The sequence below is a fragment of the Streptomyces antibioticus genome (assembly GCF_002019855.1).
Classification (GTDB): Bacteria; Actinomycetota; Actinomycetes; order Streptomycetales; family Streptomycetaceae; genus Streptomyces; species Streptomyces antibioticus_B.
In genome coordinates this window covers 803135-818908 of the sequence record NZ_CM007717.1, presented here as the reverse complement: position 1 = coordinate 818908, position 15774 = coordinate 803135, and the positions used below count along the sequence as shown (strand labels likewise).

Annotated in this window: 12 protein-coding genes; 4 read left to right on the top strand and 8 right to left on the bottom strand. The window is 72.7% G+C overall.

Annotated elements, in window-relative coordinates:
• Window positions 1-20: 20 nt before the first annotated feature.
• From AFM16_RS03600 to dhaK, 3 genes are read right to left on the bottom strand one after another with little or no spacing between them, the layout of a single operon-like run.
• Complete coding sequence (locus tag AFM16_RS03600) at window positions 21-431, bottom strand: PTS-dependent dihydroxyacetone kinase phosphotransferase subunit DhaM (protein ID WP_078632339.1); 411 nt, start codon at window positions 429-431, stop codon at window positions 21-23.
• Complete coding sequence (gene dhaL / locus AFM16_RS03595; protein ID WP_078632337.1) at window positions 428-1024, bottom strand: dihydroxyacetone kinase subunit DhaL; 597 nt, start codon at window positions 1022-1024, stop codon at window positions 428-430. The genes AFM16_RS03600 and dhaL overlap by 4 nt, the downstream gene beginning before the upstream one ends.
• A 41-nt stretch (window positions 1025-1065) precedes the next feature.
• Window positions 1066-2058 carry a dihydroxyacetone kinase subunit DhaK gene (dhaK, locus tag AFM16_RS03590; protein ID WP_078632335.1) on the bottom strand — a complete coding sequence of 331 codons (993 nt, stop codon included), beginning with the start codon at window positions 2056-2058 and terminating at the stop codon, window positions 1066-1068.
• Window positions 2059-2177: 119 nt separating this feature from the next.
• On the opposite strand from dhaK, the gene AFM16_RS03585 reads away from it, so the two are divergent.
• Window positions 2178-2612, top strand: a complete 435-nt coding sequence (locus AFM16_RS03585; protein WP_143648306.1) for a hypothetical protein — start codon at window positions 2178-2180, stop codon at window positions 2610-2612.
• A 27-nt stretch (window positions 2613-2639) separates the two neighbouring features.
• Here AFM16_RS03585 and AFM16_RS03580 read toward each other — a convergent pair whose 3' ends face one another.
• Complete coding sequence (locus AFM16_RS03580; RefSeq protein WP_078632332.1) at window positions 2640-5624, bottom strand: carbohydrate binding domain-containing protein; 2985 nt, start codon at window positions 5622-5624, stop codon at window positions 2640-2642.
• Between the two features lie 231 nt (window positions 5625-5855).
• On the opposite strand from AFM16_RS03580, the gene AFM16_RS03575 reads away from it, so the two are divergent.
• Window positions 5856-7862, top strand: a complete 2007-nt coding sequence (locus AFM16_RS03575) for a hypothetical protein (protein WP_078632330.1) — start codon at window positions 5856-5858, stop codon at window positions 7860-7862.
• A gap of 111 nt (window positions 7863-7973) precedes the next feature.
• The gene (locus tag AFM16_RS03570; protein ID WP_037875213.1) at window positions 7974-8588 is read left to right on the top strand and encodes a dTDP-4-dehydrorhamnose 3,5-epimerase family protein; all 615 of its coding nucleotides are present in this window, start codon (window positions 7974-7976) and stop codon (window positions 8586-8588) included.
• Between the two features lie 30 nt (window positions 8589-8618).
• On the opposite strand, the gene AFM16_RS03565 is transcribed toward AFM16_RS03570, so the two are convergent.
• Window positions 8619-9557, bottom strand: coding sequence for a DMT family transporter (locus AFM16_RS03565; protein ID WP_078632328.1), 939 nt, complete (start codon window positions 9555-9557; stop codon window positions 8619-8621).
• 80 nt (window positions 9558-9637) lie between these two features.
• Here AFM16_RS03565 and AFM16_RS03560 point away from each other — a divergent pair, with 80 nt between their 5' ends.
• Window positions 9638-10540, top strand: coding sequence for a LysR family transcriptional regulator (locus AFM16_RS03560; RefSeq protein ID WP_030787341.1), 903 nt, complete (start codon window positions 9638-9640; stop codon window positions 10538-10540).
• A gap of 31 nt (window positions 10541-10571) precedes the next feature.
• On the opposite strand, the gene meaB is transcribed toward AFM16_RS03560, so the two are convergent.
• From meaB to AFM16_RS03545, 3 genes are read right to left on the bottom strand one after another with little or no spacing between them, the layout of a single operon-like run.
• Window positions 10572-11558, bottom strand: a complete 987-nt coding sequence (gene meaB, locus AFM16_RS03555) for a methylmalonyl Co-A mutase-associated GTPase MeaB (protein ID WP_030787344.1) — start codon at window positions 11556-11558, stop codon at window positions 10572-10574.
• The gene (gene scpA, locus AFM16_RS03550; RefSeq protein WP_078632326.1) at window positions 11555-13738 is read right to left on the bottom strand and encodes a methylmalonyl-CoA mutase; all 2184 of its coding nucleotides are present in this window, start codon (window positions 13736-13738) and stop codon (window positions 11555-11557) included. Before scpA ends, meaB begins: the two co-directional genes overlap by 4 nt.
• Window positions 13735-15546, bottom strand: coding sequence for a methylmalonyl-CoA mutase subunit beta (locus AFM16_RS03545; protein ID WP_078632324.1), 1812 nt, complete (start codon window positions 15544-15546; stop codon window positions 13735-13737). The genes scpA and AFM16_RS03545 overlap by 4 nt, the downstream gene beginning before the upstream one ends.
• Between the last annotated feature and the right edge of the window lie 228 nt (window positions 15547-15774).

Sequence of the window (15774 nt, the reverse complement as noted above, 5' to 3'; positions counted from 1 at the left end):
AGGAGGAGTGACCCCCGGCGTCACACCTTCCGGTAGGAGTACGCCTCTTCCGCCGCCGCCGCCACTTCCTCCAGGTCGCCTCCGGCCGTGGCCGTGACCACCGCGGCCACCGCGCCCTCCACGAACGGCGCGTCCAACAGACGTGACCCGTCCGGGAGTTCGTCGCCCTCCGCGAGCAGCGCCTTGACCGTGAGGACCGAACTGCCCAGATCCGCCAGGAGGGCGACACCGGCGCCCCGGTCGACGGCCGCCGCCGCGGCGGCGATCAGCTCCGCGCTGGTGCCCAGGCCGCCGTCCTCCGTGCCGCCCGCCGTGGCGACGGGGACGGCGTCGCCGCCGCCCGCGAGACCGCGCGCCAGCTCGGCGACGGCCGTGGCCACCGCCGCGCTGTGCGACACCAGCACGATCCCCACCGGCTCGCCGCCGCTCATCCCGCCGCCTCCGTCAGCGCGGCGACCAGCAGCGCGGCCGAGGTGGCGCCCGGGTCCCGGTGGCCGATGCTGCGCTCGCCGAGATAGCTGGCCCGGCCCTTGCGCGCCTGGAGCGGCACGGTCGCCTCCGCGCCCCGCTCGGCCGCCGCGGCCGCCGCGCCGAAACCCTCACCGAGCGCGGCCACCGCCGGGACCAGCGCGTCGATCATCGTCTTGTCGCCGGGTGCCGCGCCCCCGAGCCGCATCACCGCGTCCACGCCCGCGTCCAGCGCCTCGGCGAACCGCTCCTCGCTCACCTCGGCCGCGTCCCCGAGCGCCTTCCCGGTCCGGCGCAGCAGCGTGCCGTAGAGCGGTCCCGACGCGCCGCCCACCGTCGAGATGAGCTGCCGTCCGGCGAGGACGAGCACGGCCCCCGGGGTGTCCGGCGCCTCCTTCTCCAGGGCGGCGGCCACGGCCAGGAAGCCACGGCGCAGATTGCTGCCGTGGTCGGCGTCCCCGATGGGCGAGTCCAGGGCCGTGAGGTGCTCCGCCTCACGGTCGACGGAGGCGGCGGCCGCCGTCATCCAGCGGCGGAAGAAGTCGGCGTCGAGCACAGGATCTCCTTGCGTGGTCGGTACGGTCCCGGCGGCGGGGCTCACATGCCCCAGCGCAGCCCCGGTGTGCGCACCGGCGCGTCCCAGAGCCGCAGCAGCTCCTCGTCGATCTGGCACACGGTCACGGACGCGCCGGCCATGTCGAGGGAGGTGACGTAATTGCCGACGAGGGTGCGGGCGACGGCCACCCCGCGCTCGCCCAGCACCCGCTGCACCTCGGCGTTGAATCCGTACAGTTCCAGCAGCGGGGTGCCGCCCATGCCGTTGACCAGGACCAGGACCGGATTGCGCGGCGTCATGTCGTCCAGGATCGCCTGGACGGCGAAGTCGGCGATCTCCCGGGACGTCATCATCGCCCGCCGTTCCCGGCCCGGCTCCCCGTGGATGCCGACGCCCAACTCCAGTTCGCCCGGCGGCAGATCGAAGGTGGGACTGCCCTTGGCGGGGGTCGTGCAGGCGCTCAGCGCCACCCCGAAACTGCGGGAGTTCGCGTCGACCTGCCGGGCGAGCGACTCGACCCGCTCCAGCGGCTGCCCCTCCTCGGCGGCGGCACCGGCGATCTTCTCCACGAACAGCGTCGCTCCGGTGCCGCGCCGTCCGGCGGTGTAGAGGCTGTCGGTGACCGCCACGTCGTCGTCGACCAGCACCTTGGCGATCTGGATGCCCTCGTCCTCGGCCAGCTCGGCCGCCATGTCGAAGTTGAGGACGTCACCGGTGTAGTTCTTCACGATGAACAGCACCCCGGCCCCGCTGTCCACGGCGGCCGCCGCCCGCACCATCTGGTCGGGCACGGGCGAGGTGAACACCTCCCCGGGGCAGGCCGCCGAGAGCATCCCGGGCCCCACGAACCCGCCGTGCAGCGGCTCGTGCCCCGACCCGCCCCCGGAGACCAGCCCCACCTTCCCGGCCACCGGCGCGTCACGCCGTACGATCACCCGGTTCTCCACGTCCACGGTCAGCTCGGGATGCGCCGCCGCCATCCCGCGCAGCGCGTCCGCGACCACGGTCTCCGGAACATTGATCAGCATCTTCACGGGTACCTCCTGGTGAGACAGCCTCCGGTCTCCACCCTTCCAGGTCGGACGGCGGCGGGCGAGCCCCGGTGCGTAGAGTGGCGTCACGTGCGCACAGGGGAGGGATGGCCGTGTTCGGCATGGCGGGACAGAGACTGCAACGGGCTTTCGCGGACCTGGGGGACCTCACCGGCCGCACCCTGGACGACATCGTCTCCGTGGCGGGAGCCCCGGTCGCGCAGAGCATGGCCGGACCCGGCCAGACCCTGATCCAGTGGCAGAGCGACGGCTACCACATAGGGATCCTCTTCGAGGGGGACCGGTTCGCGGGCATCCTCAGCGAGGACTCCGGACTGCTGCCCGGCGGGCGGCGGTTGGCGCAGGGCTTCGCGGGCCTCGGTGTCCTCACCGGCCGGACCAAGGGCGAGATCGTGGCGGCGGTCGGACCCCATTCCGCGTTCAGCGTGACGGGGCCCGACCAGGTGCTCCTGCAATGGCAGAGCGACGTCTACCACATAGCGCTGCTCTTCGAGGGGGACATCTGCGTCGGGATCACGCACGAGTTCGCGATCTGACGCCCCCGAACGCCCGTGCCGGGCGCGCTACTTGAGATACGGCCCGTCGGACCCGATCCGGCCCGGGCCGTTCAGGACGTAGACGCGCAGGTTGCCCTTGCCCGGCGCGGCCACCGACAGGGTGCCGTTGGCCACGGTCCTGGTGTCGCCTGTCACCGCGTCGGTGTACGTGCCGTTCGGGATGCCGGTGAAGGTGGCGGCACCGGTGACGGTCACCAGCGCGAAACTGTCCGTGCCGCCTGATGTGTAGCGCCGCTTGAAGGCCATCGAGCCGCTGATGCCCTCCGTGGAGTACTGGCCCATCTGGAGCGCGGGCACGGCCCGGCGGATCAGGTTCAGCCGCTGGAGATGCCTGACCAGGGGCTGCGCCAGGGTGTTCGCGACCTCACCGCTCGCACTGGCGACCGTACCGAAGCCCGAGGCGGTGACCGAACCGGCCAGATGGTCGCCGTAGTAGGCGCGGCCGGTGGAGGCGAGCGGGCAAGAGGGGCCGCAGTCGATCTGCTTGCCCTTCTGGAACTCGATCTCCGAGCCGTAGTACAGGGTCGGGATGCCGCGGAAGGTCCACATCAGGGACATGTTCTCGGCCCAGGCGTCGGTGCCGCCCGCGTACCGGGTGCTCGACTTGTTGGGCCCGTAGTCGTGGCTGTCGACGTAGACGACGTTGTACGTCGCGTCGTTGACGCTGTCGTCGGAGTCCCTGCCGTTGTTGTAGGCGTTCTGCGCGTCACCGAAGTTCATGTGCATGCGCATGTCGATGATGTTCATCCCGGAGAACCGGCTGTGGTCCGGGGTGCGGTAACTGTTGCCGTCGAGGAAGGCGTTGGCGGACGTCGGCTGGTCGCCGGTGCCGCGGCCGTTCTCGTAGTCGAACTGCTCGATGGCCGCCACCTCGTCGTCCGCGCTGTACTCCTTGCGCTCCTTCCAGGTGTAGAACTGCGCGGAGTGGTTGACCGAGCCCCGGTTCCACTTGTCGTTGACGAAGGCCGCGACCTCGCCGAACACGAAGAAGTTCCGGGCCGCCTCGGCGCCGAACTTCTGGGTGACCCGCTCCTGGATCGCGGGAAGGAAGCGCCGGTTCCAGGTGACGCGCGGAATGTGGACGGCGGTGTCGACCCGGAAGCCGTCGACGCCCATGTCGATGTACTTGTCGTAGGCGCCGATCAGGTAGTTCTGCACGGCCGTCGACTCGGTGTCGAAGTCCGCCAGGTCCTCGTGCAGCCAGCACGAACGGGCGTCCTCGCCCTCCCAGTTGCCGATCCAGCACCGGTGGTAGTACGCCTTCGGGAACATGCCCGAAGTGGGGCTCGGCCACTGGCAGTTGTAGACGGTGTAGCCCTCGGCGCTCTTGCCGCCGGTGGGCACGCCCCAGTTGACGCAGGTGTTGCCGGTGGGCTCGGCGGTCGACCACAGGTCGCCGTTGTAGTACGACTTCCCGGACTTGGGCTCGACGGTCAGGCCGTCGTACTCGAAGCCCTCGGCGCGCTCGTCGTAGTACCAGCTCCACTGGCTGTCGCGGACGCCGTACACGGTCGGTGTGAACAGGCCCTTGGCGCCCCAGCGGGAGCTGTGGTTGTAGACGACGTCCTGGTAGATCTTCATGCCCTTGGCGTGCGCCGCGTTGATCAGGTCCTGGTAGGAGGCGCCGGCCGACTCCAGGCGCGGGTCGACCTTGTAGAAGTCGTAGCCGTGGTAGCCGTGGTAGTCGTAGTCCGAGCGGTTGAGGACCACCGGGGTGATCCAGACGGCGGAGAAGCCGAGCGCCTTGATGTAGTCGAGTTTCTCGACGAGACCCTTGAAGTCGCCCCGGAACATGGGGTCGTCGTTCGCCGCGTTGCCGGACTTCACATGCTGGCTGCCGCCCCTGTTGTTGGAGCTGTCGCCGTCCTGGAAGCGGGCGGTGAGCACGAAGTAGATGGGGTCCTTGCGGGGGTCGGTGCCGAGCGGGGTGCCCGGGTCCGGCGCCGGGGCGCTCGCCCCGGTGGTGGCGCTCGCCGTCGCGGAGGCCGGGGAGGTGTTGCCGGCCGCGTCGACGGCCTTCACCGAGTAGGTGTAGGCGGTGTGTTCCGCCAGTCCCGTGTCCGTGAAGACCGTCGCGGAGACGTCGGTGACGACCGTGCCCGTCGTGCCGCCGGTGCGTGTGACCTGGTACTTGGTGACGGCCTTGTTGTCGGTGGCGGCGTCCCAGGTCACCAGCACCGAGGTGTGGGTGGCGGCCGCCTTCACGTTCGCGGGGGTGCTCGGGGCCTCGGTGTCGGGCGCCTCCGCCGCGCAGGGGTCGGCGGAGCCGGTGGTGACCACGCGGTCCTTCACCGTCGTCGTGCCGGTGGGCAGGGTGTAGTCGGCGCTGTTGTTGTTGTCCCACACGCCGTTGCCGTTGTTGAAGGCGGCCTTGAGCGAGGTGGCCGTGCCGATGTCCAGGGTCCGCTTCCACCAGCCGGTGCAGGCGGCCTCCATGCCGACGCCGGGGACGGTCGTCCAGGAGCCGCCGGTCGGGGCGTAGTGGATGTTGGCGGTGGTCCAGCCCGTGGTGGCGGTGGAGTAGTAGACGGTCGCCGCGTTCCCCGAGCCGCCGCCGGTGTCGGCGCAGGGGTCGCTGTGGGCGATCACGCCGTCCTTGACGGTGATGTTGCCCGTGCCCAGGGTGTAGTTGGCGCCGCCGTTGTTGTCCCAGGTGCCGGCGCCGTTGTTGAAGGTGGCCTGGAGGCCCTCGGCCGAGCCCAGGTCGACGGTCTTCTTCACCCAGTCCGTGCACGCGGCTTCCATCGCGGTGCCGGGGACCGTCGTCCAGGAGCCGCCGTCCGGGGCGTAGTGCAGATACGTGGACGGCCAGTTCTTGGTCTTCGTGTAGTAGAAGACGGTCGCGGTGTTCGCCGCCTCGGCGGCCGTCTCCAGCGGGACGGTGCTCGACGCGGGCGGGCTCGTGAGCAGCCCGAGGACGCCCGCCGTGACCAGGGTGAGAGCGAGCGGACGTGGGCGTGGACGTCCGGAACGCCCGGGGGTGGGGTGCATGGCCTCTCCTGAAGCGGCTGCGGAGACGGGGGAGGTGGGGGGTGCAGCAGAAAGAACCGGTGCGGCCGGGAACCGGCCTGAAAGAGCAACCGGTAAATTCCTGAAAGGGCTTGCAGTCGCAGAAGCTACAGGCGCATGACAACCACGTAAAGGGACGCGTCACGACCGGCTGCGGCCGTGCGAATGGCAGGATGCCTCTGGGGAGTTGATCGAACGAGGGTGCGGGGGCGTGTGGTGGCGGGGACGGTCCTGGCGGCGCTGGACACCGTGGCGTGGGACGGGCTGGAGCCCGCGGTCGCCCTCCATCCGGCCGACCGGATGCGCCGGGCCCTGCGACGGCTGGCCGGCCAGGGCGCCGGGGCGACCGAGGACGACGTCTACGAGGTGTACGAGTGCTTCGCGCCCGGGGCCCGTCGGCTGCCCGCCCTCTCGGCCGCCGCGCTGCCGTTCGTCGTCGCCCTCGCCGGGGACCCGGACCTCGGCTCCCGCGCCGTGCTGGTGGAACTTCTCGCGGACCTGGCCGGGGTGGCGGCCGAGGCCGGTCCGGACGCCGTGGACCCCGGATGGCACGGGCAGTGGTGGAGCCTGCGGCCCCGGATCCGGGCGCTCCTCGCCGACCCGCTGCCCCGGGTGCGGCGCGAGGCCCTGCCGCTCGCGGAGGGACCCGGCGCCCTGCTGGAACGCTGGCACACCGAACCGGACCCGACCGTACGGCTGCCCCTGCTGCTCGCCCTCGGCGCCGCCGCGCGCGGCGGGGACACCGGACCGGTGCGGGCGGTGGTGGCCGAGGTGCTGCGGACCGGCGACCCCGTGCTGCGGGTCGCGGCCGTGCACGCCCTGGCAGCCTTCGACGCCGAGGGCGCGGTCCACGAGCAGGACGTCCTGGTGGAGGTCCTGTCCGACCCGGCAGGCGCCCCGGCCTTCGAGGCGACCTGGTACCTGCCCGGCGTCGAGCACGCCTTCACCCGCGAGGACGTCGTCACCGCGTCGGCCGATCTGTACGGCGACGACCCCGAGGTCCAACTCGCCTTCGCCGTACGGCTCGTGACGGCCGCCCGCCGCAGCGCGGACGCCCCGCTGTGCCGGGCCGCGCTGGACGTGGCGTGGCGCCTGTTCACGCTCCGGCCGTCCGTCGCGCCCGTCCTGCTCCCGCTCGCCGGTGATCTGCTCACCGATCCGGACGACGGCGTACGGTACCGGGCGGCCCATCTGCTCGCCCTGCTGGGCCGCCGGGCGGCGCCCTGCGCCGACGCCCTGGCCGCGCGGCTGGACGACCCGGGCGCGGACGAGTGGTACGAGGGCACCGTGGGCGATCACGCCCGCTGGGCGCTGACCCGGATCGGTGATCCGCGCGCCCTGCCGGGGCTCGTCGAGCGGCTGTACGAGCCCTACCGGGGCTCGTGGTCCCGCGCCTACTGCACGGGCGACCCGCGGCTGCCCGAGGTCGAGGACGTCCTGCTGCCGCTGCGGGCGCACGCGGCGGCCCTGCTGCCCGCGATCCGGCGGCTCCTCCGGGAGGACGGCGTCGGCGGCACGCTCACCTGCCCCCTGCTCCGGGTGCTCACGGAGTGGGGCGAGGCGAGCGCGCCCGCGCGCCCGGAGGCGGTGGCCCTGCTCGGCGACGCCCGGACCTCGCTGGACGCCGTCCACGCGCTGGTGGCGATGGGGCCGGCCGCGGCTGCGGTGCGGGACGCGGTGCGCCGGTGCACGGTGCTCGACCATCCCGGCAACCACCGGCTGGTCGCGTGGGCCGTCTGGCGGCTGGGCGGCGACCGCGACGCGGCCCTGCGCACGATCGGCGAGGCGGTGTCGGCCGCCGAACGCCCGCCGCACGGTCCCGTCGACCTCCTCGGCACGTTCGGCCCGGCGGCAGCGCCGTACGCCGACGACGTGCGGCGGCTCATGGAGCGGGGCGACGGCTGGACGCGGCAGCGGGCGGCGCTCGCCCTGTGGTCGATCACGGGCGAGCCCGAGCCGAGCGCGACGGTCCTCGCGGAAGGCGTCCGCGCCGAGCACGTCCTGCCGGACGAGGGCAGCGAGGGCGGCGGTCTGTACGGCGTCTTCCAGGACGCGCTGCGCGGCCTCGCCCGCATCGGCCGGGTCACCCCGGAGGTGCGCGCGACCCTGCGCAGGGTACGCGCGGCCGACCGGCGGCTCTCGCCGTACCGGGACTACCGGGCGGTCCTCGACGACGAGGCGATCCGGGCCACGATCGACGAGGTGCTCGCCCTGCCCTGACGCCCGCCGGGAGGTGCACTCCGACGGACGCGCGGACAAGCGGAATGCCTGAATGATGAGCCTATGGTGATTCCGTGTGCGGAATTCCGTCGTGCGGAAGGAAGTGGGCGGATGAGAGCGCTGGGCGTCGAGGGCGCGTGGGTGGACACGCCGAAGGTGTTCACGGACGACAGGGGCCGCTTCCACGAGTGGTTCAAGGACGGCGCCTTCCGGGACGCCGTCGGCCAGGACCTTCGGCTCGCCCAGGCCAACTGCTCGCGTTCGGTGCGCGGGACGCTCCGCGGAATCCACTTCGCCGAGGTCCCGCCGGGCCAGGCCAAGTACGTCACCTGCGTCAGCGGCGCGATCCTCGACGTGGTGGTCGACCTGCGGGTCGGCTCCCCGGGGTTCGGGACCTGGGACGCGGTGCGGCTCGACGACACCACCCACCGCAGCGTGTACCTCTCGGAGGGTCTCGGCCACGCCTTCATGGCACTGGAGGACGACTCCACCGTCGTCTACCTCTGCTCCGAGGGGTACGCCCCCGGGCGCGAGCACGGCGTCGACCCGCTCGACCCGAGCCTGGGCATCACCTGGCCCGAGGATCTCGTACCGCTGCTCTCCGACAAGGACGCGGCCGCGCCCTCCCTGGCGGAGGCCGAACGGCAGGGCCTGCTGCCCTCGTTCGAGGAATGCGCGGCCTATCGCAGAAGCCTGGTGGGGGACGGGCAGGAGATCGGCGGGTGACATGCGCCGGGTGAATGCGAGCCGCGCACATCACTTTCCTCCAGAGACGCTTACGGCGTGAAAGGCGTCCTCGGCGGCGGGCGTCCGTTCCGCGCGTCGGGCGCGTTCCACGGCCTGCCCCCAGTAGGTGCCGACGACGATGAGGACGGCGCCGAGCGCGGCCCCGGCGGTGAGCCGTTCGGAGCCGAAGCCGATACCGACCGCGAGCGCCCAGACCGGTTCGGTGCCCAGCAGCAGACTGGCCCGGGTCGGGGAGGTGCGCTGCACCGCCCAGGTCTGCGCCAGGAACGCGAAGAGACCGCAGAACAGGGCCAGATAGAGCAACTGCGCCCAGGTGGTCGCGTCGGTCCGGGCGAGCAGCGGCAGCCCGGCCGCCGCCGGCGGCAGGAACAGCACCGCCCCGACGACGCTCTGGACGGCGGTCAGTTGCAGCGGGCGCAGCGACCGGCCCGCGGTGAGCCGCCCGACGAGCACCACATGGCCCGCCCGGACCACCGCCGCCGCGAGCATCAGCAGATCCCCGACGCCCGGCGCGCGCAGCCCCGTCCCCGACACCAGCAGGGCGACACCGCCGACGCACAGCCCGGCCGCGAGATAGAACCGCACCGGCAGCCCGCCGCCCCGTCCGGCACGGTCCAGGAGCGGGGTGAGGACCAGGGTGAGGCTGATGATCAGCCCCGCGTTCGCGGCACTGGTGTGCGCGACGCCGTACGTCTCCAGGACGAGTACGGCGGCCTGGGTGACGCCGAGCAGGGTGCCGCGGGCGAGTTCGTCCCGGGTGAGGGGGCCGGGGGACCGTACCGCCGCGGCGACCACGGCGACACAGGCCACCGCGGAGATCGCGTACCGCAGGAACAGGACGAGGAGGACCGAGGTGGCTTCGGTGGCCGTCTTCGCCGTCAGATAGCTGGAGCCCCAGACGACGGCGACGGCCAGCAGCACCACGTCCGTACGACGGGTGGATGGCATGCCGCCACCCTCTCCGGCCAGCACGTTGAAGTAAATGACGAACTACTGAAGTGAACCTGTAGCGGAGCTACACTGTGCCGGTGGACGAGAGACAGCTTCGGATCCTGCGGGAGCTGGGCGAACTGGGCAGCGTCACCGCGGTCGCCGAGGCGCTGCGGGTGACGCCCTCGGCGGTCTCCCAGCAACTCCGGCTGCTCCAGCGGCCGATCCCGGTGCCGCTCACCGAACGCGATGGGCGGCGGCTGGTGCTCACCGCCGCCGGACAGGCCCTGGCCGACGCCGCGATCGGTGTGGAGACGGCGCTCGCCCGGGCGCGGCACGCCGTGGACGCGTTCGTCGACCGCCCCGACGGCACGGTGTCCGTGGCCGCCTTCCACAGCGGGGCCGCCGCCTTCTTCCCCCTCCTCCTGCGCGGCCTGACCGCCCCCGGCTCGCCGCGGCTCACCCTCCACGACGAGGACGTGGCCCAGGAGGACTTCCCGCCCCTGACCCGCGACTACGACCTCGTCCTCGCCCACCGGCTGGACCACGCCCCGGCCTGGCCCCGGACCACCACGGTCACCCCCCTGCTGCGCGAACCGCTCGACATCGCCCTGCCCGCCGGCCATCCCCTGGCCGCCCGGCCCCGGCTGACCCCGGGGGAGATCGCGGACCAGCCGTGGATCACCGTCCACGACGGCTTCCCGCTGCTCGCCACCGTCGAGGCCGTCGCCGCGGCCGCGGGGCGGCGCCTCGACATCGTCCACCGCGTCAACGAGATCTCGGTCGTCGCCGAACTCGTCGCCGCGGGAGGCGGAGTGGCCCTGATACCGCGCTGGACGGCCCGCCCGCACCCCGACGTCGTCCTCCGGCCGCTCGACGGCGTCCAGGCCCTGCGCCACGTCGACGTCCTCCACCGCCCCGAACGCACGGCACGCCGGGCCGTCCGCACGGTGCTCACGGCACTGGTACGGGCGGCGGAGACGGTGCGCGGCCGCGGCTAGTCCCGCCGGAGACCGGGCAGGGGGTCCGGCTTCAGGACGGCTCGGTGCCGCCGAGGGCGTCCAGGATCCGCCCGGCGGCCAGGGTCGCCGTCAACTCGCCGTCCCGCACCTGCTGTTCGAGCACCGGTGCCAGGGCCCGTACGGCGGGATCGGAGTGCAGCCGGCCGAGCAGTTCGTCGCGGACCATGGTCCAGGTCCAGTCGACCTGCTGGTCACGCCGCTTGGCGGTGAGCCGCCCGGTCGAGTCCAGCAGGGTGCGGTGCTGTTCGAGCCGCTCCCAGACGGTGTCCAGACCCGCCGACTCCCGCGCGCTGCAACTGAGCACGGGCGGCGTCCAGACGGCGTCCGCGCCGTGCATCAGCCGCAGCGCGCCCGCCAGTTCACGGGCCGCCGCGCGGGCGTCGCGTTCGTGCGGGCCGTCCGCCTTGTTGACGGCGATCACGTCGGCCAGTTCCAGGACGCCCTTCTTGATGCCCTGGAGCTGGTCGCCGGTGCGGGCCAAGGTGAGCAGCAGGAAGGAGTCGACCATGTTCGCGACCGCGGTCTCGGACTGGCCGACGCCGACCGTCTCGACGAGGATCACGTCGTAGCCCGCCGCCTCCATCACCACGATCGACTCCCGGGTCGCCTTGGCGACCCCGCCGAGCGTGCCCGCGGTGGGGGAGGGGCGCACGAACGCCGCCGGGTCGACGGCCAGACGTTCCATCCGGGTCTTGTCGCCCAGGATCGAGCCGCCGGTCCGGCTGGACGACGGGTCGACCGCGAGCACCGCCACCCGGTGCCCGCGCGAGGTCAGCAGCGTGCCGAAGGCGTCGATGAACGTCGACTTGCCGACGCCCGGCACCCCGCTGACCCCGATCCGCCGCGCCCGCCCGCTGTGCGGGAGCAGCTCGGTCAGCAACTCCTGGGCCAGCACCCGGTGCTGGGGCAGGGTGGACTCGACGAGCGTGATCGCGCGCGCGATCAGCGCCCGCTTCCCGTCGAGCACACCCTTCACATAGGCGTCGACATCGATCACAGGCGGTGCCCCAGGCCGGTGGCCAGCCGCTCGACCAGGTCGTACGCGGCGTCCGGGATCACGGTGCCGGGCGGGAAGACGGCGGCGGCGCCCATCTCCAGCAGGGTCGGCACGTCCTGCGGCGGGATCACCCCGCCCACCACGATCATGATGTCCTCCCGGCCCTCCTCGGCGAGCTGCTCGCGCAGCGCCGGGACGAGGGTGAGGTGCCCGGCGGCCAGCGAGGAGACGCCGACGATGTGCACGTCCGCCTCGACGGCCTGGCGGGCCACCTCGGCCGGGGTCTGGAACAGCGGGCCGACGTCGACGTCGAAGCCGAGGTCGGCGAAGGCGGTGGCGATGACCTTCTGGCCGCGGTCGTGGCCGTCCTGGCCCATCTTGGCGACCAGGATGCGCGGCCGGCGGCCCTCGGCGTCCGCGAAGGCGGACACCAGGCTTCGGGTGCGTTCCACGGAGGGCGACTCACCTGCTTCGTTGCGGTACACGCCGGAGATCGTACGGATCTGGCTCGCGTGCCGCCCGTACACCTTCTCCAGGGCGTCGGAGATCTCACCGACGGTGGCCTTGGCGCGGGCCGCGTTCACCGCCAGCTCCAGCAGGTTGCCCTCGCCGCCGGCCGCCCGGGTCAGCGCGTCCAGCGCGTCCTGGCAGGCCCGCTCGTCGCGTTCGGCGCGCAGCCGGCGCAGCTTGGCGATCTGCTGGGTGCGCACCGAGGAGTTGTCGACCTTGAGGACGTCGATCGCCTCGTCGTTCTCCACCCGGTACTTGTTCACGCCGATCACCGGCTGGCGGCCGGAGTCGATCCGGGCCTGGGTGCGGGCCGCGGCCTCCTCCACGCGCAGCTTGGGGATGCCGGCGTCGATGGCCTGCGCCATGCCGCCCGCCTGCTCGACCTCCTGGATGTGCTGCCAGGCGCGGCGGGCCAGGTCGTAGGTGAGCTTCTCGACGTAGGCGCTGCCGCCCCAGGGGTCGATGACCCGGGTGGTGCCGGACTCCTGCTGGATGAGGAGCTGGGTGTTGCGGGCGATGCGTGCCGAGAAGTCGGTGGGCAGCGCGAGCGCCTCGTCCAGGGCGTTGGTGTGCAGCGACTGGGTGTGGCCCTGGGTGGCCGCCATCGCCTCCACGCACGTACGCGTGACGTTGTTGAAGACGTCCTGCGCGGTCAGCGACCAGCCCGAGGTCTGCGAATGGGTGCGCAGGGACAGCGACTTGGAGTTCTTCGGGTCGAACTGCTTCACCAGCTTCGCCCACAGCAGGCGCGCCGCGCGCAGCTTGGCGACCTCCATGAAGAAGTTCATGCCGATCGCCCAGAAGAACGACAGCCGCGGCGCGAACGCGTCGACGTCCAGGCCCGCTTCACGGCCCGCGCGGATGTACTCCACGCCGTCGGCGAGGGTGTACGCCAGCTCCAGGTCGGCCGTCGCACCCGCCTCCTGGATGTGATAGCCGGAGATGGAGATGGAGTTGTAGCGCGGCATCCGCTGCGAGGTGTAGGCGAAGATGTCGGAGATGATCCGCATCGACGGCTTCGGCGGATAGATGTAGGTGTTGCGGACCATGAACTCCTTGAGGATGTCGTTCTGGATGGTCCCGGCCAGCTTCTCGGGCGGTACGCCCTGTTCCTCGGCGGCCACGATGTACAGCGCCAGCACCGGCAGCACGGCGCCGTTCATCGTCATCGACACGGTCATCTTGTCCAGCGGGATGCCGTCGAAGAGCTGACGCATGTCGTAGATCGAGTCGATCGCCACGCCCGCCATGCCCACGTCACCGGTCACCCGCGGGTGGTCGCTGTCGTAGCCGCGGTGCGTGGGCAGGTCGAAGGCGACCGACAGGCCCTTCTGGCCGGCCGCGAGGTTGCGGCGGTAGAAGGCGTTGGACTCCTCGGCGGTGGAGAACCCCGCGTACTGGCGGATCGTCCACGGCTGGTTGACGTACATCGTCGGGTACGGGCCGCGCAGATACGGGGTGGCGCCCGGGTAGGTGCCCAGGAAGTCCAGGCCCTCCAGGTCCTGCCCGGTGTAGAGCGGCTTGACGCCGATGCCCTCGGGCGTCTCCCACAGCAGGTCGTCGCCGCCCGCCGCCCGCTTGACGGCCGTACGCCACTCGTCGGCGCCGCCGGCGGCGGTGGGGGTTCCCAGTTCGATCCCGGCGAAGTCGGGGATGGAAGGGGTGGTCATCGCGACACTCCCATACGGTCGAGGGCGGCGGTCAGGACGGCGACGGCGTCACAGCCCGCGAAGACGTAGGCGTCGACATCGGCGTACGCACCAGGGCGGCCGGCCAGGAGGACCTGGCGGGCACCGGCGGCCTTGAGCCGGGCGGCGACGGCGGCCGCCTCCTCCTCGTACACGGCGTCGCTGGAGCACAGGACGGCCTCGGTGGCGCCGCTCTCCTCGAAGGTGCCCTCGGTGACGGGTTCGATGCCGCCCGCCTGGAAGAGGTTGGCGGCGAAGGTCAGCCGGGCGGTGTGCGCGGCGGCCGGGCCGAGCGCGGCCAGGTAGACGCGCGGGCGGGACCCGGTCGCGGCCAGATGGGCGTCGGAACGGGCGCGCAGCGCCTCGTACGCCTCGTCGCGCCGCACCCGCGGCAGACCGCCGGACGGCTGCTCGGGCGCGGGCGCGCGCACCACGGGCTTCTCGCCGAGGAACGGGAACTCGCTGACACCGGTGACGGGTTCGCGCCGCTTGGCGAGCCGGGCGGAGCGTGCCGCCCAGGTGTCGGCCAGGTCCCGGCCGAGGTCGCCGGAGCGCAACGCGGCGGCCTGGCCGCCGAGTCGCTCGATACGGCGGAAGAACTCCCAGCCCGCGTGGGCCAGTTCGTCGGTGAGCCGCTCGACGTACCAGGAGCCGCCCGCCGGGTCGACGACCCGGGCCAGATGGGACTCCTCGACCAGGATCGTCGAGGTGTTGCGGGCGATCCGGCGCGCGAACGCGTCGGGCAGGCCCAGTTCGTGGTCGAAGGGGAGCACGGTCACGGCGTCGGCGCCGCCCACCCCGGCCGCCAGGGTGGCGATCGTGGTGCGCAGCATGTTCACCCACGGGTCGCGGCGGGTCATCATCACCGGCGAGGTCACCACGTGCTGGAGCTGGGCACCGGCGGCGGGCGCCCCGGACGCCTCGGCGACCCGGGCCCACAGCCGGCGGGCGGCCCGCAGCTTGGCGACGGTCAGGAACTGGTCGGCGGTGGCCGCGTACCGGAACTCGAGCTGGGCGAAGGCCCTCTCGACGCTCAGCCCGGCCTCGGTCAGCGCCCGCAGATAGGCCGCACCGGTGGCGAGGGACGCGCCCAGCTCCTGCGCGGCGGAGCCGCCGGCCTCGTGGTACGGCAGCGCGTCCACGGTCAGGGCCCGCAGCCCCGGGTACTCCTCGGCGCACAGCCGGGCGAGCGTGGTCGCGGCGGCGAAGTCGCCCGCGCGGCCGGTGCGGGCCTCGTGGCCGAGGGGGTCGGCGCCGAGGTTGCCGCGCGCCGCGTCCTTGGCGACACCCCGCTCCCCGTACAGCCGCAGCAGCTCGCGCGCGGCGGGCTCGGTGGCGTCGCCCGCGTCGAGGACGACGGGCGCCAGGTCGAGGAAGACGCCGTCGAGGACCGGGGCGAGCGACGACACGGGGAGGCCCGCGTCGCCGACTGTCAGCCACAGGGAGGTGACGCCGTTCTCCAGATCGGCGAGGACCGCCTCGCCGTCCGCCGTCGTGTGGCGCTGCCGTACGTCCCAGCCGCCCGCCGTGTTCCCCTCGGCGCGGCTGCCCCGTACGAAGGGGGCGAAGCCCGGGAAGCCGGGATCGGGCGCGGTGTCGCGCGCGGTGTACAGAGGGCGGGTGCGCAACCCGTCCTCCAGCGTGGTGGACAGGGCTTCCTCGGCTTCGGCGCCCTCGACGTCCTTGCCCGTTTTGCGTAGTACGCCTGCTACCAGGCGCTGCCACTGCTCGTGGGTGGTGTCGGGGAACTCGCCGGCCAGCTCGAGCCCGTCGTCAGGCAGGACCGTCATGCTCGGATGCTAGGACAGAGAGCCAAAGGTGCAGCAGTGGGCACACTGTGACCTTGCCCTCTTCGCGCTTGTGACCTTGACCTCCAGAGCCCCCGGAGGCGCGAGAACGGCGCGAATACGGTGTGGAAAAGGTGCGGGAAAGGCGCGGGAAAGTGCGGGAAAGGCGCCGCCGCGCGGACCGGGTGATCCGCGCGGCGGCTGGTCGGCCGACCCCGTGACCGTAACGGG

Bases quoted from the DNA above. Each gene is read 5' to 3' on its own strand.
- AFM16_RS03600 (WP_078632339.1), bottom strand. From the start codon at position 431: ATGAGCGGCGGCGAGCCGGTGGGGATCGTGCTGGTGTCGCACAGCGCG.
- AFM16_RS03585 (WP_143648306.1), top strand. From the start codon at position 2,178: ATGGCGGGACAGAGACTGCAACGGGCTTTCGCGGACCTGGGGGACCTC.
- AFM16_RS03580 (WP_078632332.1), bottom strand. From the start codon at position 5,624: ATGCACCCCACCCCCGGGCGTTCCGGACGTCCACGCCCACGTCCGCTC.
- AFM16_RS03570 (WP_037875213.1), top strand. From the start codon at position 7,974: ATGAGAGCGCTGGGCGTCGAGGGCGCGTGGGTGGACACGCCGAAGGTG.
- AFM16_RS03565 (WP_078632328.1), bottom strand. From the start codon at position 9,557: ATGCCATCCACCCGTCGTACGGACGTGGTGCTGCTGGCCGTCGCCGTC.
- scpA (WP_078632326.1), bottom strand. From the start codon at position 13,738: ATGACCACCCCTTCCATCCCCGACTTCGCCGGGATCGAACTGGGAACC.
- AFM16_RS03545 (WP_078632324.1), bottom strand. From the start codon at position 15,546: ATGACGGTCCTGCCTGACGACGGGCTCGAGCTGGCCGGCGAGTTCCCC.